The organism is Mesorhizobium sp. M1273, assembly GCF_040318195.1.
Classification (GTDB): Bacteria; Pseudomonadota; Alphaproteobacteria; order Rhizobiales; family Rhizobiaceae; genus Mesorhizobium.
Genome location: NZ_JAMYLV010000005.1, coordinates 130100 through 146849 on the forward strand (window position 1 = coordinate 130100; position 16750 = coordinate 146849).

21 protein-coding genes are annotated in these 16750 nt (G+C 63.7%); 5 read left to right on the plus strand and 16 right to left on the minus strand.

Translation table 11 applies throughout. The features are described from left to right. The first annotated feature begins 58 nt into the window (after nucleotides 1-58). The gene (locus NKH30_RS07995) at nucleotides 59-970 is read left to right on the plus strand and encodes a LysR family transcriptional regulator (RefSeq protein WP_352452500.1); all 912 of its coding nucleotides are present in this window, start codon (nucleotides 59-61) and stop codon (nucleotides 968-970) included. Here the strand turns inward: NKH30_RS07995 and NKH30_RS08000 are convergent. The 4 genes from NKH30_RS08000 to NKH30_RS08015 form a co-directional block, all read right to left on the minus strand. Continuing rightward, complete coding sequence (locus NKH30_RS08000) at nucleotides 928-2109, minus strand: MFS transporter (protein WP_352994816.1); 1182 nt, start codon at nucleotides 2107-2109, stop codon at nucleotides 928-930. The genes NKH30_RS07995 and NKH30_RS08000 overlap by 43 nt on opposite strands. A gap of 146 nt (nucleotides 2110-2255) precedes the next feature. Beyond that, nucleotides 2256-2717, minus strand: a complete 462-nt coding sequence (locus NKH30_RS08005; RefSeq protein WP_352994819.1) for a cupin domain-containing protein — start codon at nucleotides 2715-2717, stop codon at nucleotides 2256-2258. Between the two features lie 10 nt (nucleotides 2718-2727). Beyond that, the gene (locus NKH30_RS08010) at nucleotides 2728-3036 is read right to left on the minus strand and encodes a DUF1244 domain-containing protein (RefSeq protein ID WP_352471171.1); all 309 of its coding nucleotides are present in this window, start codon (nucleotides 3034-3036) and stop codon (nucleotides 2728-2730) included. A gap of 26 nt (nucleotides 3037-3062) precedes the next feature. Continuing rightward, entirely contained in the window at nucleotides 3063-3860 is a 798-nt protein-coding gene (locus tag NKH30_RS08015) for an N-formylglutamate amidohydrolase (protein ID WP_352768280.1), read from the minus strand. 286 nt (nucleotides 3861-4146) lie between these two features. On the opposite strand from NKH30_RS08015, the gene NKH30_RS08020 reads away from it, so the two are divergent. From NKH30_RS08020 to NKH30_RS08030, 3 genes are all read left to right on the plus strand, one after another. Further along, nucleotides 4147-4593: a DUF1036 domain-containing protein gene (locus NKH30_RS08020; protein ID WP_352471303.1), complete on the plus strand. Its 447-nt coding sequence runs from the start codon at nucleotides 4147-4149 to the stop codon at nucleotides 4591-4593. Continuing rightward, nucleotides 4590-6020, plus strand: a complete 1431-nt coding sequence (gene pyk, locus NKH30_RS08025; RefSeq protein ID WP_352454861.1) for a pyruvate kinase — start codon at nucleotides 4590-4592, stop codon at nucleotides 6018-6020. The genes NKH30_RS08020 and pyk overlap by 4 nt, the downstream gene beginning before the upstream one ends. A gap of 213 nt (nucleotides 6021-6233) precedes the next feature. Continuing rightward, nucleotides 6234-7322: an NAD(P)H-dependent flavin oxidoreductase gene (locus NKH30_RS08030; RefSeq protein ID WP_352994822.1), complete on the plus strand. Its 1089-nt coding sequence runs from the start codon at nucleotides 6234-6236 to the stop codon at nucleotides 7320-7322. A 94-nt stretch (nucleotides 7323-7416) separates the two neighbouring features. Here the strand turns inward: NKH30_RS08030 and NKH30_RS08035 are convergent, their stop codons facing one another. Together NKH30_RS08035 and ykgO are read right to left on the minus strand one after the other, a co-directional pair. Continuing rightward, nucleotides 7417-8016 (minus strand): tetratricopeptide repeat protein, encoded by a 600-nt coding sequence (locus NKH30_RS08035; RefSeq protein ID WP_352471168.1) that lies wholly within the window; start codon nucleotides 8014-8016, stop codon nucleotides 7417-7419. Nucleotides 8017-8110: 94 nt separating this feature from the next. Then, nucleotides 8111-8236: a type B 50S ribosomal protein L36 gene (ykgO, locus tag NKH30_RS08040; protein ID WP_006327841.1), complete on the minus strand. Its 126-nt coding sequence runs from the start codon at nucleotides 8234-8236 to the stop codon at nucleotides 8111-8113. 225 nt (nucleotides 8237-8461) lie between these two features. On the opposite strand from ykgO, the gene NKH30_RS08045 reads away from it, so the two are divergent. Continuing rightward, the gene (locus NKH30_RS08045) at nucleotides 8462-8884 is read left to right on the plus strand and encodes a lysozyme inhibitor LprI family protein (RefSeq protein ID WP_352540271.1); all 423 of its coding nucleotides are present in this window, start codon (nucleotides 8462-8464) and stop codon (nucleotides 8882-8884) included. A 92-nt stretch (nucleotides 8885-8976) separates the two neighbouring features. On the opposite strand, the gene NKH30_RS08050 is transcribed toward NKH30_RS08045, so the two are convergent. From NKH30_RS08050 to NKH30_RS08095, 10 genes are all read right to left on the minus strand, one after another. Beyond that, the gene (locus NKH30_RS08050) at nucleotides 8977-10053 is read right to left on the minus strand and encodes a 5-(carboxyamino)imidazole ribonucleotide synthase (protein ID WP_352540270.1); all 1077 of its coding nucleotides are present in this window, start codon (nucleotides 10051-10053) and stop codon (nucleotides 8977-8979) included. After that, nucleotides 10050-10547, minus strand: coding sequence for a 5-(carboxyamino)imidazole ribonucleotide mutase (purE, locus tag NKH30_RS08055; protein WP_023678468.1), 498 nt, complete (start codon nucleotides 10545-10547; stop codon nucleotides 10050-10052). The genes NKH30_RS08050 and purE overlap by 4 nt, the downstream gene beginning before the upstream one ends. Before the next feature lie 124 nt (nucleotides 10548-10671). Further along, nucleotides 10672-11520, minus strand: coding sequence for an anti-sigma factor family protein (locus NKH30_RS08060; protein ID WP_352540269.1), 849 nt, complete (start codon nucleotides 11518-11520; stop codon nucleotides 10672-10674). After that, complete coding sequence (locus NKH30_RS08065) at nucleotides 11517-12077, minus strand: sigma-70 family RNA polymerase sigma factor (RefSeq protein WP_352817726.1); 561 nt, start codon at nucleotides 12075-12077, stop codon at nucleotides 11517-11519. The genes NKH30_RS08060 and NKH30_RS08065 overlap by 4 nt, the downstream gene beginning before the upstream one ends. 25 nt (nucleotides 12078-12102) lie before the next feature. Further along, nucleotides 12103-12450, minus strand: coding sequence for a cupredoxin domain-containing protein (locus NKH30_RS08070; protein ID WP_352540268.1), 348 nt, complete (start codon nucleotides 12448-12450; stop codon nucleotides 12103-12105). 11 nt (nucleotides 12451-12461) lie between these two features. Next, nucleotides 12462-13406, minus strand: coding sequence for a metallophosphoesterase family protein (locus tag NKH30_RS08075; protein ID WP_352452518.1), 945 nt, complete (start codon nucleotides 13404-13406; stop codon nucleotides 12462-12464). Nucleotides 13407-13574: 168 nt separating this feature from the next. Continuing rightward, on the minus strand, nucleotides 13575-14780 hold the full coding sequence (locus NKH30_RS08080) for an aminotransferase class V-fold PLP-dependent enzyme (protein WP_352540267.1): 1206 nt from the start codon (nucleotides 14778-14780) through the stop codon (nucleotides 13575-13577). 23 nt (nucleotides 14781-14803) lie between these two features. Further along, complete coding sequence (locus tag NKH30_RS08085) at nucleotides 14804-15265, minus strand: RidA family protein (protein WP_352817731.1); 462 nt, start codon at nucleotides 15263-15265, stop codon at nucleotides 14804-14806. 34 nt (nucleotides 15266-15299) lie between these two features. Further along, the gene (locus NKH30_RS08090; protein ID WP_352767659.1) at nucleotides 15300-16094 is read right to left on the minus strand and encodes an amino acid ABC transporter ATP-binding protein; all 795 of its coding nucleotides are present in this window, start codon (nucleotides 16092-16094) and stop codon (nucleotides 15300-15302) included. A 4-nt stretch (nucleotides 16095-16098) separates the two neighbouring features. Beyond that, on the minus strand, nucleotides 16099-16749 hold the full coding sequence (locus NKH30_RS08095; RefSeq protein ID WP_352589866.1) for an amino acid ABC transporter permease: 651 nt from the start codon (nucleotides 16747-16749) through the stop codon (nucleotides 16099-16101). Between the last annotated feature and the right edge of the window lies 1 nt (nucleotide 16750).

Below are 16750 nucleotides of genomic sequence, written 5' to 3' on the forward strand. Positions count from 1 at the left end.
GTCTCTCCGCAAACGAATGGAAATTGACTACGATTGGCGATGTGATATTCAATTTTGAATGGATATTGACTGGAACCTGATCAAGAGTTTCGTCACGGTGGCGGAGACCGGCAGCCTGTCGGCGGCCGCACGAAAACTTGCCGCAAGCCAGCCGACGCTCGGCCGCCACATCGCCGAGCTGGAACAGGCGCTCGGCGTCACGCTCTTCCGGCGCGGGCGGCGTGGCTACGCGCTCACGGAAGCAGGCAGTACGCTCTTTGAACGGGGTCGCGCGGTGAGCGAGCAGGCGAGCGCCTTTTCGCTGCTGGCGCTGGGATCGGTCGAGGCGATAGAGGGTACGGTGCGCATTGCCGCCAGCGAAGTGGTGGCGGCCTATGTGCTGCCGGAAATCACAGCGAGGCTTGGGACCGAGGAGCCGGGCATCGAGGTCGAGATCGTCGCCTCGAACCAGGTCGAGAATCTGCTGCGTCGCGACGCCGATATCGCCATTCGCATGGTCAAGCCGGCGCAGAATGAACTGGTCGCGCGCAAGGTGACCGACATTCCGCTCCGCGCCTGCGCGGCAAAATCCTACCTCGACCGGCGTGGCCGTCCGCGCGAGGCCCGCGATCTGGCCGGCCACGATCTGGTCGGCTTCGACCGCGGCGATGAGATCATTCGCGGCTTCGCCCAGTTCGGCGTCCCGCTCGCCCGCAATGCCTTCCGCTTCAGGACCGATAATCAGATCGTGCTGTGGGAAGCGGTGCGGGCGGGAAACGGCATCGGCTTTGGCCAGGAGCCGCTCGCCGACCGTGATCCGCTGGTCGAGACAGTGCTGCCGGGTCTCCCGCTGCCGACGCTGCCGGTGTGGCTGGCCATGCACCGCGACGTGCGTACCAGCGTCCGCATCCGCCGCGTCGCGGATTTCCTCTACGAAGAGTTCAAGCGCTATTCAGCCGGTGCAGGCTCGGCAGCGAATTCGGCACGGTGAGCGAGGCCGGCCATCACCAGCACGACGACCAGCAGCCCGGACAGAGCGACGAAGATCGGGCCGAAGCTCGAGTGCTCGGCGATGAAGCCGATCGCCGACGGCGCCACCAGAATGCCTGAGTAACCCATTGTGGTGACGACGCTCATGCCGGTGCCGGACGCCATGCCCTCCTGGTTGCCGCCGGCCGAAAAGATGATCGGCACCATGTTGGCAATGCCGAGGCCGCAAAAGGCAAAGGCGGCAATGGCCAGCCAAGGCGAGGGAGCCAGCCCGGCCACCAGCATGCCGGCGGCAGCGGCAAGGGCCGAGGCACGCAACGTCGTAACGGCACCGAAACGGTTGCGGACGCCATCGCCGAGGAAGCGCATGACGGCCATGACACCGGAAAAGGCGGCATAGGCCAGGCCTGCGACGGCAAGATCGGCGCCGAGTTCCTGCCGGAGATACAGCGCTGCCCAGTCGAGTACCGCGCCTTCGGAGATCATCGTCAGCAGCGCCATAAGTCCGACCAGATAGACCAGCGGATTTGCCGGCAACGCGAATTTGTGGTGCTCGGCGACCGGGTGCTTGTCCTCGGCGATCAGGTAGCAGATCGCTACGGCGATTACGGCAAAGGCAAGAGCCGTCACCACTGTCGCATGGGCGAGGTGACCGTAGTTCTGGATGGCGAAACCGCCCAAAGCGCCGCCAGCGAAACCGCCAAGGCTCCAGAAGCCGTGCGAGGACGACATGATGGCACGGGACAGCCGCCGTTCGACTGCCACTGCATTGGCATTCATGGCGACGTCCATGCCGCCGATCGAACCGCCGAAGATGAACATGGCGATGGCTGCAAGGGGCACGTTGGGGGCCAGAGCCACAACCAAAAGGCCGAAGCTGCCGGCAAGTCCGAACCAGCGCAGCACCGTGCGCGAGCCATGCTTCGAGATCAGATGGCCGCACCAAGTCATGGCAGTGACGGCGCCGGCACCGAACAACAGAATCAGCAAGCCGAGCGTGAACTTCGAAATGTCGAGTCGCGTCAGGAACACCGGGATCTGCGGCGCCCAACTGCCGGTCAAGAAGCCGTTGGCGAGGAAGATGCCGGCCACTGCCCAGCGTCCACGAATCGCGATCTGCGTGATTTTCTGCGCGTCCATCGGGTAGAATCCGGTCCGGAAATGGCGTTGCGCGGCAAATTAGATCGATTCAATTCACAGTCAAGCGCTCTTCGCCGAAAGTGCTTGGACCAGACGCTACGTCCTCTCGCATCGGCCAACCATCTCGGCGGTCCACTCCGAAATCCCTACGGCTCGGCATAAGGCGCGCCATCCTTGTGCACAAACCGGCCGTCAGCGTTGGTGCTCATCATGTCGATGTCGGAGCAGGTGGCGACGTCGTCGGGCCAGCGCGAACCGACTTCGAGATAGATCGCCATCGCGCCCGATTTATTGATCATGTGATGGCCGTTGCCTGATCCTTTCGGAAAGGCCGCGCAATCACCGGCGCGCAGCACCGTCTCGCCGGCATCTTCGACGAGCGTCAGCTCGCCTTCAAGCACGTAGACGAATTCGTCTTCGTGCGAATGCCAGTGGCGCTGGCTCGACCAGTTGCCCGGCGGCAGGCGCATGAGATTGATGCCGAAGTCGGTGAGCCCGCCTGCGTTGCCTAGCCGCTGGCGCACGCGTTCGGCACAGGGTGCATCGAACGGCGGTGGATAGGATGAGCCCTTGCGTCCGGGCACGTCGGCAACGTCAATCTTAGGCACGGCGTCCTCCCTAGTGATCCCTAGGGCGCCTTGCCTCGAACTCGGCCTTCTTGGCGTCGGAGGCTTCGACCTGGTTCAGTGCCTGCCACTCGGCATAGGGCATGCCGTAGATGATCTCGCGCGACTGTTCCTTGCTGAGTTCGACACCTTCGGCTTGCGCCGCATCGCGATACCAGTTGGACAGGCAGTTGCGGCAGAAGCCAGCGAGGTTCATCAGGTCGATGTTCTGCACGTCGGAATGCTCGCGCAGATGCGCGACCAGCCGACGGAAGGCAGCGGCTTCGAAATCGCGCTTTTGTTCTTCGCTGAGTTCGGTCATGTCATGTTGGCCTCCCTTGGGCCTCATCATACCGGCCCGGTGCGCGAGCCGAATATTTTCACCGCATGTATATCGGCACGTCGGTCTATCGCGTCAACGATCGGCGCCAGCCGTTCGGCCCAGGCGAGGGCACCCTTGCGGTCGGCGATCAGGTCCTGGCGGACCTCGAGCAACGCATGGGCAAAGCCGTTGACGATGGCGTGCCTGAACATGGTATCGCCGCGCAGTGCGCCGTCATAGGGTTCGTTGTCGCCGACGATGAGGCTCTTGTCCTCGGCGAGCATGTCGATCAGCGGCCGAGCAACGCGGTCGTCCAGATCCCACAATATGCCGACGTGCCACGGCCGCACGAAGCCCTGCATGGTCGGTGTGAAGGAATGCACCGAAAAGATGAAGGGTGCCTGCGCGGATGCTCGCGCCACAGAGGCGATCATGGCGCCGACGGCATCATGATAGGGGCGGTAAAAGCGATCCAGCCGTCTTTCGCGCTCCTCCGGGGCCATGGGATAATTTCCCGGGATGATGGTGCCGTCATAGAGCTGGCGAATCAGCGTTGGATCGTCTTCGCCGCGATTGGGGTCGATTAGCAGTCGCGAAAAATTGGCAAGCACCGCCGGAACGCCGAGCAGACTTGCGAGTTCGCGGGTTACAGTCTCGACGCCGATGTCGTAGGCGATGTGGCGGTCGAACTCCGCCGCCGGCAGGCCGAGACTGCCATACTCCTCCGGCAGGTCGCGGCGGGCGTGATCGGCGAGAAGCACCATGCCGCGCTTGCGATCGCCTTCGACGATATCGAAAGGCGCGAAAACTGTGGATCGGGTCATTGGCGGGAAAGGTCTGTTCGCTGGCTTTCGGGGAGGGTGGTATCGTCATTCCACGAAGAGAACGCTTGCGCAATGCCGTTGTTTGGCCACGGTTTCTGCCAAAAAACTGAGCAGGGGCGACGGCAAGCGCGCCAGAGCCTTCTAAATCGATTGGAATTGGACAGATCGGCGCGTTGACATGCGTACGGACTTTTCCGAAAAGGGGCGTTGAGAGATGCAAATGTGGTTCTTGAGGGGTTTCAGGATGGGTTTCGCCGGCAGGCTGCATGTGCGCCATGCCTTGGCCATGCCGCTCCTGATACCGGCCATGGCTCTTTTCGCGGTGATTTCGGCCTCGCCGGCACGGGCCGATTTCCGGGTCTGCAACGCCACGCAGAACCTGGTCGGTGTCGGCATCGGCTATCGCGCCAAAGCCGGCTGGATCACCGAAGGCTGGTGGCACATCGAAGGATCGAGCTGCAAGACGCTGATCGAGGGACCGTTGTCATCAAGGTTTTACTATCTTTATGCAGAAGACGCCGAGCGCGGCGGACGCTGGGATGGCCCGATCAACATGTGCGTGGCCGAAAAAGAGTTCAAGATCGCCGGCGTTACCGATTGCGTCGCCCGGGGCTTTCAGCGCGCCGGATTCCAGGAATATGACACGGGCGAGCAGGCAAGCTGGATGGTCCAGCTGACTGACGAGCCCGCAACGGATGGCGCTCCAGCCGCCCCGGGAACAAACAGTCAATGAGACGCAGCCGCAAGGTCAAGATCCTCGCCACCATCGGTCCGGCCTCCTCGTCCGAGGAGATGCTGAAGAAGCTGTTCGAAGCCGGCGCCGACGTGTTCCGCATTAATATGAGCCACACCGACCATGAATTGATGCGGACGCTTGTCGGCCGCATTCGTGCCGTCGAGGAGGCGGTCGGCCGGCCGATCGGCGTTCTCGCCGACCTGCAAGGGCCAAAGCTGCGCGTCGGCAAGTTCGCCAACGGCAAAGAGGTGCTGACCGTCGGTCAGACCTTCACGCTCGACGACAATCCCGAGCCCGGCAATTCGACGAGGGTCTACCTGCCGCATCCCGAAATCCTGCGTTCGGTCGAGGCTGGTCATCGCCTGCTGATCGACGACGGCAAGCTCGAGCTCAAGGCGGTCAGCAGCAACGGCAAGGCGATCGTCTGCACCGTCGTCGCCGGCACCACCATTTCCGACAAGAAGGGCGTCAGCCTGCCCGACACCGACCTGCCGGTCGGCGCGCTGACGGAAAAGGACCGCCGGGATCTCGACGCGGTTCTGGCGACCGGCGTCGACTGGGTGGCGCTGTCCTTCGTGCAGCGGCCCGAGGACCTGGCCGAAGCGCGCAAGATCGCACGCGGCCGGGCGCTGATCATGGCCAAGATCGAAAAGCCGCAGGCCGTCGCCCGGCTGGCCGAGATCATCGAGCTTTCGGATGCGCTGATGGTCGCCCGCGGCGATCTCGGCGTCGAGATGCCTCTCGAAGCCGTGCCTGGCATTCAGAAGCAGATCACCCGCGCCGCGCGCCGTGCCGGCAAGCCGGTGGTGGTCGCCACGCAGATGCTGGAATCGATGATCACCGCGCCGGTGCCGACGCGGGCCGAGGTGTCGGACGTGTCGATCGCCGTGTTTGAAGGCGCCGACGCGATCATGCTTTCGGCGGAGTCCGCCGCCGGCGCCTATCCGGTCGAGGCGGTGGCGATGATGAACCGGATCGCCACCAAGGTCGAAACCGACCCGACCTATGCCGGAATTATCAACGCGCAACGCTCGGAACCGGAAGCGACCGGAGCCGACGCGATCTCGCTCGCCGCCCGCGAGATCGCCGAGACGTTGAAGCTGTCGGCGATCATCACCTATACCGCGTCCGGCACGACCGGCTTGCGCGCCGCGCGCGAGCGGCCGCAAGTGCCGATCGTGGCGCTGTCGCCGATCCTCAACACGGCGCGGCGGCTGTCGCTGTTGTGGGGCACGCATTGCGTCGTTTCCCCCGACGCCAGCGACCTCGACGACATGGTCGACCGCGCCTGCCGCATCGCCTTCGATGAAGGTTTCGGCAAGCCGGGCGACCGCGTCATCATCACGGCCGGCGTGCCGTTGAGGACGCCGGGCTCGACCAACATGCTGCGCATCGCCTATGTCGGATCGGAAGTCGGCCGCTAATGTCGGCCGCGGCTGCCGGATAGGCCGGCTGCATGGCGCGTCGTAAACGCGGCGGCCCGGTGCATTGACGGCAGTTGGGCTGCGATCAACGCCGAACTCCGCCAGCTTGCATCAGCCTGTGGCCGGCCGTGAAGCGGTTCGAAGGCCCTATCCGATCTTGAGCTGGAAGTCAGTTAAGGTAATCTCTCCTGGGAGAAAGAGGAGGGTGATCCAATGTGGATGCGCACTGATCTTCTGGAACTCCTCGGCATTGAGCACCCGATAATCCAGGCGCCGATGAGCGGCATCACCACGCCGGAACTGGCGGCGGCAGTCAGCAATGCCGGGGCGCTTGGCTCGCTCGGATGCGGCATTCTGCCTGCGGCGGCTATCCGCGAGCAGCTCACGGCGACACAGCACGCCACCAATCGTCCGATCAACGTCAACTTCTTTGCGCACCCGGCGCCGATACACGATGATGCGGCAGCCCAAAGTATGCGAGACCGCCTTCGCAGCTGCTATGAGGAGGTCGGCCTCGGACCGGTGCCCGAGCCGGGCGAGCCCTTCCCCACCTTCGATCGTGAGCGCCTCGAAATTGTGCTCGAGCTGCGCCCCAAGGTGGTCAGCTTCCACTTCGGTCTACCCGACACCGCAATTGTGCAGCAGTTGAAGGCGGCCGGCTGTACTGTCTTGTGTTCGGCCACCACCGTCTCGGAAGCGCGCCAGCTTGAGGCAGGAGGGGTGGACGCCATTATCGCCCAGGGATACGAGGCGGGTGGGCATCGCGGCACATTCACTGGCGACCCTGCTATCGGCACAGCCGGCACTATGGCACTCGTACCGCAGATTGTTGATGCCGTGCGGGTGCCTGTAATTGCCGCCGGCGGTATCTTCGACGGTCGCGGCATTGCTGCCAGCTTTGCACTTGGTGCATCTGGTGTGCAGATCGGCACGGCTTTCCTGACCTGTCCTGAAGCCAATGTGCAGCCAGTCTATCGCGTAGCATTGCGCTCGGCCAACGACGAGAGCACGTCGGTGACTCGCTGCTTCACTGGCCGCCCAGCGCGCGTGGTGCGCAACCAGTTTGTGATGGAAATGGCTGGTGAGGAAGATGCAGCGTTGGCGTTTCCGCTGCAGGCGAGTCTGGTCATGCCACTTTCGATGGCAAAGGATGAAAGCAAGCGGGCTGACTTCTTGCCCATTTGGGCCGGGCAGGGCGTTGCGAAGCTGCGGGAGATGCCGGCCGCCGCCCTTGTGGAGAAACTCGTCACGGAAGCAAACGGCATAGATCGGGCCTATAGGGGAGTAGGGAGTAGGGGGTAGGGGGTAGGGGAGTAGGGGAGTAGGGCGCATGTGTTCCACAGTGCAATCTGCACCTCTCACATACTACCCTATTCCCCCTACTCCCTTACTGGTCTCAAATGCCTTCGCCGGCAAGCTCCTCGGAAAGTGCGGCGACCTGGTCCTGGGCGCTGCGCATCATTGGGTAGATGCCGAGCACGCGCTGCCAGGCCTCAAGTGCCGACTGCTTGTGGCCGGTTTCGGCCATGATCTGAGCCAGGCCCGAAAGCGCGCCGAAATGGCGTGGTTCGAGCTGCAGGGTGCGGTCGATGTCCGCCATCGACTTCCCGTAGTTCTTCATCATGAAATGAACAGTGGCGCGCCGGTTCCAGCCTTCCGCATAGGTCGGCTGCAAAGTCACCACCTGATCGAGGAAATCGAGTGCAACATCGAATTTCTGGGTTTCGATCGCCTTCTGCGACCATTGCATCATCAGGTCGATAGAGGCGCTGCCCGACTGGGACCACTCGCTGCCGATGCGTCCGGCGATGCGCTCGGCCGCCTTTTCATTGCGTTCGCGCTTGAGATCGGCAAACAGCTGATCGAGCCGCGCCTGTTTCGTCTTGACGACCGGAGGTGCTGTCGGCGGAGTTGTGGTCGGATCTTCAGCCCACGCCGGCAGCGAGACAGCGCCGGAAACGAGGAAAGCCGTGAAAAATGCAAAAAGAATCCGCATCGCGGGAATCTAGCCCCCGACGCCGGATCGTCAAACTGAATTTAGCGTGAGAGTCGTATCATGCGAACGGAGGCGCGCAGCCTCCGTCGAAAACTCAACCCTGGCGCGCCTTGTAGCGCGGCGCGGTCTTGTTGATGATGTAGACGCGGCCCTTGCGACGAACCAGCTGGTTGTCGCGGTGACGCGCCTTCAACGCCTTGAGCGAATTCTTGATTTTCATGGTCTTGCCCGTCGGTCTGGGCCCGGTCACGGGCCGAATTATTAAGGCGCGCCCACAGACGCGCCTTTGAACTGTGCGTGGCTCATAGACGAGGAGCGTTGCCCGTGTCAACCGCAAGCGCGTTGCCTAAACGATACGGACCGTTTCGTATCATCAAATATCCGCCACTGGCGTTGCGCAAGCTTGAGACGGCTGGAATGATGCGGTTGCGAATTGGAGATCGTCATGCGCCGAATTCTTGTGTCCGCCTGTCTTGTCGTCCTCGCGGCAGGTTCTGTTGCCTATGCCCAGGAATGCGACCGCAACGACGACAGCCAGCAGATGATGAACATCTGCGCCGACGCGGACTACAAATCCGCCGACGCCAAGCTCAACAAGGCCTACCAGGATCTCATCGGCGGAACTGACGCAAAAGCCAGGAAGCTGTTGCAGACGGCGCAGCGCGCCTGGATCGCTTTTCGCGACGCGGAATGCAGCTATTCGGCCGCGGACAGCGAAGGCGGCTCGATCTATCCGATGCTGATATCGGAATGCCTGACGCGGCTGACCGACGATCGCACCAAGCAGCTCACCGCCGATTCGACCTGCGCGGAAGGCGATGTTAGCTGCGCCAGCCCCGACGAGGACGAGAGCGGCGAAATCCAGTAAGCGTAGGTTCTAACTTTGTGTTTGAGCATGATCTTTTCCGAAATCCGGATTCCACTTTTCGCTAGCGCGGACCTTCGGTTCGGGATCATGCTCTAGCTGCGGCGGCTCACGCGCGTAAAATGGCCCATCTTGCGGCCGGGCCGCGCCTCGGCCTTGCCATAGAGGTGCAGCATCAGATCGGGCTCGGCGAGCAGCTCAGGAACGCGCCTGACATCGTCGCCGATCAGGTTTTCCATGACGCAGTCGAACTGCCGGGCGGGATTTCCCAGCGGCAGGCCCGCGACGGCGCGGATGTGCTGCTCGAATTGCGAGATGGTGCAGGCGGCCTCCGTCCAGTGGCCGGAATTGTGGACGCGCGGCGCTATCTCGTTGGCCAACAGCGAACCGTCGGCAAGGACAAAGAATTCGACGCCGATGACGCCGACATAGTCGAGCGCTGCAAGGATCTCCGCCGCCGCCGTTTGAGCCGCAGCCGCCGTCTCGGATTTTACTCCGGCCGGCAGTGTCGAGCTGTGAAGAATACCGTTGCGATGGACATTCCACGCTGGATCGTAGGCGGCGAGCGAGCCGTCGCTGCCGCGCGCGGCGATCACCGAAATCTCGCGCTCGAAGGTGACGAAGGATTCCAGGATCAACGGCACGTTGCCCATCGCCTCGCAAGTGCCGGCAAAGCCGCCTGTTTCCATGTTGCGGAAGACACGCTGGCCCTTGCCGTCATAGCCCATGCGGCGCGTCTTCAATATGCCGCTGCCGTTGAACTTTTTCAGCGCAGCCGTCAGTTCCTCGTCATTGTCGACGGGGCTGAAATCGGCGGTCGGTATGCCGATGCCGTTGAGGAATTTCTTTTCCGCCAGCCGGTCCTGCGCCACTTCCAGTGCGCGTGCCGGCGGATAGACCGGCACCGTAGAGGCAAGTGCCGCGGCGGCCGCGACCGGTACGTTCTCGAATTCATAAGTAACGACGGCACTGGCCGCAGCCAGCTCGCTAAGCGCGGCCGCGTCGTCATAGGCAGCGACGATCTGCCGGTTGGCAACCTGTGCCGCCGGGCAATCCGGCTGCGGCTCCAGCACGACGATGCGGTAGCCGAGGCGGGCCGCGGCCATCGCCAGCATGCGGCCAAGCTGGCCGCCGCCGATGATGCCGATGCTCGATCCCGCCGGCAGGCTCACGGCGCGTCCGTGGGCTCGGCGGCCACCTTGGCGGTCTGCGCGGCGCGCCAGCTATCCAGCCGGGCGGCGAGCTTTTCGTCGCTCAGCGCCAACACCGCGGCGGCCAGAAGGGCAGCATTGGCAGCGCCGGCCTTGCCGATGGCCAAAGTGCCGACCGGAATGCCGGCCGGCATCTGCACGATTGATAGCAGCGAGTCCTGGCCCGACAGCGTCTTTGATTCCACCGGCACGCCGAACACCGGCAGCGGCGTCATCGCCGCCGTCATGCCGGGCAGATGCGCCGCACCGCCGGCACCGGCGATGATCACCTTGTAGCCGGCCGCCTTGGCGCCCTTGGCGAAGTCATAGAGCCGGTCGGGCGTGCGGTGGGCCGAGACGATCAGCCGCTTGTGCGGAATTCCAAGCGCCTCCAGCGTTTCGGCGGCGTGGCGCATCGTCGCCCAGTCGGACTGGCTGCCCATGATGATGGCGACGTCGGCGCGGTGATCGTCCAAGCTTCTGCTCTCCGGCGGCAAAAGCGCGCATTAGCTGAAATCGAGGGGAGCCGCAAGGATGGCTGGAAACGGCAAAGCCGCTTGTGCCGTCTCCGTGGCTACGCACATGGACAGGGTCGGTCTGTCATCGGGCGGCCGCTGCTCGGAAGCGGTTGACGAAGTCGTCAAGTTCAGGCCGTTCGGTATCGGAAATCGCCCAATAGGAAAAGGCGCTGTCGCTCCAGTGCACCAGCGAGAAGCCACCGGTAGAAAGATCGACCGGCGCGGTTGTCGAGCCGGTTTCCTCGGGCGCCGCGACGAGAGTGATCAGGTGCTCGCGGTGCCTGTAGACCAGTGCCGGCACTGGCTGGTCGGCGATCACCTCGACCCGGCCGCCGAGCAACGCGAAGCCGTCACTGGCAAGGTCAGGTGCCGGCGGCGACAGGCCGACCCTGCCATCCAGCCAGGGTTTGACCGTGTGCCGGTCCGACGAGACGACGTCCACGGGGCTGGCTGCCAGCAGGCTGCGGCGATGGCCGCTGGCGACTGCGGCGGCAAAGCTGTCGGGCGCCCCGCTGAGCATCACCCATTGCGTCACGCCGCTGGCCAGCACGGCGGTGACGAGGATCGATGCCGCCATTGCGCGCCAGTCGAACGCGCCGAAGCGGCCCGGCCGCGTTTGGGTTGGCCGCATGTGGGTTGGCACGGTTTGCGGCGGCCGCGTCGGCGCCGGCCGAGCCTGTGCCTCGCCAGTCGCGCCGATCGCCGCGATGCGCGCATTGAGGGCGTCGCTGACCTGTGGCAGCGCCAGCCTGCCGACAGCGGACTGCAGCGCCACGATGCGGGCATGCTCGGCCGCGAGCGCCGGATCGGCGGCAATGCGCCGCTCGACCGCCAATGCTGCCGCTGCGTCGAGCTCGCCATCGACCAAGGCATGGATCATCAGTTCCACGCCCGCCGGGTCATCGGGCAGTCCATCGTTGTGCGCGCTCATGGCGCCCTCCCAAGTTGGGATATCAGCAGACCGCGCGCTCTCGCCAGCCGCGACATCACCGTGCCTAGCGGCACGCCAAGCAGCGTCGCGATCTCGCGATAGCTGAGGCCGTTGATGTCGCGCAGCACCACAGTCTCGCGAAATTGGTGCGGCAGCGCGGCGATCGCCGCCTCGAGTGCGGCCGTGTCGGCCTTGGCGATCAGGCTTGCCTCAGGACTATCCGTATCCGGCAGGCCGGCGCCATATGCAGCCGTCATGTCATCGAGGTCGCTCAGGTCGCCGACGGCGACGATACTGCGCGGCCGGTTGCGCGCCAGCCAGGAGTAAGAGGCGTTGCGCACGATCGCCAGCAGCCAGGCGCGCGCATTGCCGCCGGCATAGCCGGCGATGCCCGCATGCGCCTTCAAACAGGCCTCCTGCACCACATCCTCCGCGTCGGCGGCGTTGCCGGTCAGCCAGCGGGCAAGCGCAAGCGCATCCGCGAGATGAGGCAGAACCACCTCGCGAAAGCGCTCGGTCGCGGCCTCTTGGTTCAACACCGTCGCATCGCCCGGCATCCCGGGCAGAACCTTCCGAAAATCCTCATGGAGCGACGGTGATCCTGCCCTGCATGTGCGGGTGAAGCCCGCAGAAATAGGCATAGTCGCCCACTTTGGTGAAGGTGAAGGCGTATGTGTCACCGGTGTCAAGCGCCTTGGAGCGAAACGAGGCATCGTTGGCGACCACCAGATGCGGGATGTCGTCGTCATTCTCGAAGGTCACGGTAGTGCCCTGCTTTACCGTCAGCACCGCCGGCGTGAAGGCAAAGTTCTCGATCTTGACCATTGGCTGGCCTGCTGCGTTCAGTGGCATGGCAACCATTATCAGGATCGCCGCCAAACCGAACGTGACAGGGGATACGACCAAGACGCGGGATGGGAAGCGGATCATCGCATTTCCCCTCAGGCCAGCGTGCTGTCGATGATGGCGAGGTCCTGCCCGCCTTGCTTGACTGTCACGCTGCTTGTGCCGAGCAGGCTGCGCAACTGGCCGGCAGGTACCGTCATCGGCCCGGGTGAGGCTGCGGTGCCCGGCGCCGGTTGCGGGAAAGCGGTCGAGCGCGCGGTATGAAAGGTAACGTTGCCTTCGACCTTCTGCATGATCTGGTGGATATGGCCGTTGAGTACGGTGACAGAGCCGAAGCGCTTGAGCAGCGCCAAGGCCTGCGCCGCGTCGTCGGTGCCCCAGCCCCATTCGGGATAAACAGCCCATAGCGGGATATGGGCAAAGACGACGATTGGCGTCGAGGCGGTGACCGCCTTCAGATCATCGGCCAACCATGCCAACTGGTCGGCGCCGAGATTGCCCAGCCCGCCAGCCTTCAGGTTGACGACGTTGACCAGCCCGATGAAATGGACGCCGTTCTGGTCGAACGAATACCAGCCAGCGCCCTTGGTGCCCTTGCCGTAGCGGTCGAGATAGGCCTGGCCATTGCCGTCATCGATCAGGTCGTGCTCACCGGGCACATAATGCACGTCGAAGCCTGCGCCGCCGATGATCTGGGCAGCGTTGTCGAACTGCGCGGCTTTCGACAAATGGGTGATGTCGCCGGTGTGGATCATGAAAGCGGGCTTTTGCGGCAACGCCTGGATCTTGCCGATGGCCTCCTTCAGCGTGTCGATGGCGTGCGGGTTGGCAGCCTTGTCGAAGCCGATGTGGCTGTCGGAGATCTGGAGGAAAGTGAAGCCGGTGGCCAAGGCCTCGGCGGCTTGCGACGCACCGAGCAGGCTGAGCGAGACCGGCACGCCGGCCGAAATTGTCCACAGCACTCCCGTGCCGGCCCAGATCATGCATTCCAGTGCATGACGGCGGCTGATGCCGTCAGCTTCATTGTCGTGGTGGTGGATCATACCGGTCTCCTGCACGCCGGAAATGGCGTCTGTTTGGGAGACCAATGGGCGGGGTGGTTTATTCCGCCCGAAGACTAAAAGTTCATTCACACTGCCGTGATGGCGCACTGGCCCGATGCGAAGCCGGTGCTGGAAGGCACTGGCTCGACCACGCTCTGGCGATGTCTAGTCCGGCCAGCGCAGCGCTCCGGCGGACTGCTTGCGAGCGGGTTTCATCGCATCGGTGGGCCGATCGGCAGCACTCAATACCGCCCGCAGGCGTTCGGCAACGATCTCCGCCTCGCCGGGATGGAGATTGCACGGATCAAGGAAGAAGTGACCGCGCTCGACCTCGTGGTTGCGCACGATCACGGGCGGCGAACCCGCCGCAAGCGCCGAGGCGAGGCCGGCGGCGGTGAAGCGGCTTTCCGGCGCAACAAACACCTGCAGGCGGTCGAGAGGATTTCCGGTCGGATCTGGAATGATACGTGCCTCGATGCCAGGCAGGTCCTGCAATGCGGTTTGCCACAGATGCAGTGCGGCTTCTTCCCGCTGGCGAATGCCGGCATGGTCGCGCCGCTCCCAGGCTTCCAGGGCCGCCATGGTGCCGGCAATGCTCTCCTTGCCGACCTTCATGGCGCGCGCAACGCCGCGGTTCTGGAGATAGGCGGCCCGTACCAGATCCTTGCGGCCGGCAACGATGCCGCTTGTCGGCCCTGAGAGAAATTTGTGCCCGCTGTAGACAACAATGTCGGCGCCGCGCGCCAGAAAGCCACGCAAATCGTATTCCGAGGCGGCGTCGACGATCACCGGCACGCCCTTGGCGTGGCAAATCTCGCAGAACTCCTCAAGCGAGAGCATGCCGTATTGCACGGTGTGGTGCGCAACGACGTAGAGGGCTGCCGCCGTCCGGTCCCGGATCGCCTCGGCAACATGATAATCCTGGGTGACGCTGACCGTGCCGGCAGGCACTGCCTTGGCTCCGGCAAGCCGGATCGACTGGTCGATCGGCGCGCCGTAATTGACGATGTGACCAAGCTGAACGATGACCTCCGATTTGAGGCCCTCGGTGTCGTCCGGCAGCCGCTCGATCGCAAGAAGGCTGGTCCCGGTCATCGCGCCGGCAATTGCCATTGTTATGCCGCTGGCGCAGCATGCGGTGATGAAGCCGGCCTCGCCGCCGGTAAGGCGTGCAATCACCCTACTTGCGGCGCGCTGCAGATCGTCCATCTCGACCCATTGCGAGGCCATTTCCGACATTGCGGCAATCGCTTCTGGCACGATGATCGAAGCACCGAGTGCCGTCATCGTGCCGGAGACATTGATGATTGGGCGAAGGCCAAGTCGTTCGCGGATTGTCGTGTTGGAACGGTCAGCGGCATAGGTCGTCATCTCTGTAGATCCTGTTTAAGATTTCAGGCGGCGATCTCGACGACCGCCTCGATTTCAACTGTGATGTTGCCCGGCAGCGAGCCGACACCGATCGCGGAACGGGCATGTCCGCCAAGCGTATCAAAGACGGCCGCGAAAAGATCGGAACAGCCGTTCACCACCTTGGGGTGCTCGCTGAATGTCGGCGTCGCATTGACAAAGCCAAGCAGCTTGACGACGCGCACGATGCGGCCGAGGTCGCCGGCCGCCGCATGCATGACGGCGAGCAGGTTCAGGCCGGTCAGACGCGCATGCCCGTAGGCCTCTTCAACGCTGACATCCTCGCCGACCTTGCCGGTGCAGAGCGCGCCATCGGCGCGCAACGGCCCCTGGCCGGAGAGGAAGATCAGCCGTCCGCTCTCGGCATAGGTGACGAAGTTGGCGATGGGCTTCGGCGGCTCGGGCAGTGTCAGGCCCAATTCCGCGAGCCGGGTGTAAGGCGTCATAAAAGCTCCTTGCGACAGCTTTCGCCGTCCGATGTCAAAAATGCGAGGCGCGAAACCGCGCCAGAAAACTGCGAAGGCGTTCATTGTCGAACCCCGCCGCCAGAATCTCGGCGGGTGGTCCGACGGCACTGACGCCGCCATCCGCCATGAAAACGATGCGGCTCGATGCGTCGCGCGCAAAAGCCATTTCATGTGTGACCATCAGCATCGTCATGCCGTCTTCGGCGAGGCTGCGCACGACCTCGAGCACCTCGCCAACCAGTTCGGGGTCGAGCGCCGAGGTTATCTCGTCGAGAAGCAATATCTTCGGCTCCATCGCCACGGCGCGGGCGATGCCGACGCGCTGCTGCTGGCCGCCGGAAAGCTCGGCCGGCAGACTGTCGGCTTTGTGGGCGAGGCCTACGCGGCTGAGCCAGTGCTCGGCAATGGTGCGGGCCTCGGCATTGCTCTTGCCGCGCACCTTGCGCAGGCCAAGCATGATGTTGCCGGCCGCAGTCAAATGCGGAAACAGATTGAAGCTCTGGAACACCATTCCGGTCTCGGCTCGCATCGCCGCCAGGTCGCGCTCGCTGCGTCGCTGGCGTGTTCCCGTCTCGCGATAGCCGACTTCTTTGCCGTCGATACGGATCGAGCCGCTGTCGTAGCTCTCCAGGAAGTTGACGCAGCGCAGTAGCGTGGTCTTGCCGCTGCCGGAGGGGCCGATGATAGTCACGACCTCGCCGCGCGTCACTTGCAGGCTGACGGAGCGCAGGACCTCGACGGATCCAAAGGCTTTGGAAACCTCGGTGACATCGAGAAGTGCCGGATTCTGGTGCGAGGCGTTGGACATCGTGCTATTCCCGGATGAAGGAGAAACGCCGCTCCAGCCGCCGGCTGGCCAAGGAGAGGGCGTAGTTGACGGCGAAGTAGACGAGCGCACCGAGAATGTAGAGTGGCATCGCCTCATAGGTGCGGCCGATGACCTGGTTGATTGCCTGCATGAGGTCGGTGATGCCGAGCAACGAGACCAGCGCGCTGCCCTTCACCGCGTCGGTGACGCCATTGATCCAGGGTGGCAGGAAGCGCCTGAACGCCTGCGGAAAAATGACGTAGGCCAGCCGCTGGCGAAAGGTCAGTCCGATCGCCATCGCCGCCTCGGACTGACCCTTGGGAATCGAGCCGACGGCGCCCCTGAGATACTCGACGACTTGTGCGGTCTTGAAGAGGGTGAGGGCGAACACGGCCGCCCAAAAGGATTCCAGATGCAGCCCCACCGCGGGCAGGCCGTAATAGACGAAGAAGATCAGCACCAGGATCGGAATGCCGCGTATGGTGTCGCTGAAAATGCGCACTGCCCAGCGCAGCGGAAAAGGACCATAGACAAGGCCGACGCCCATCAGCACGCCGGCGATGAGCGATAACACCACGACCAGCAGCGACACCCACAAGGTTACGGCAAAGCCTTCGGCGAGGAACGGCAAGGCGTAGATGATCTGGCTCAGCATG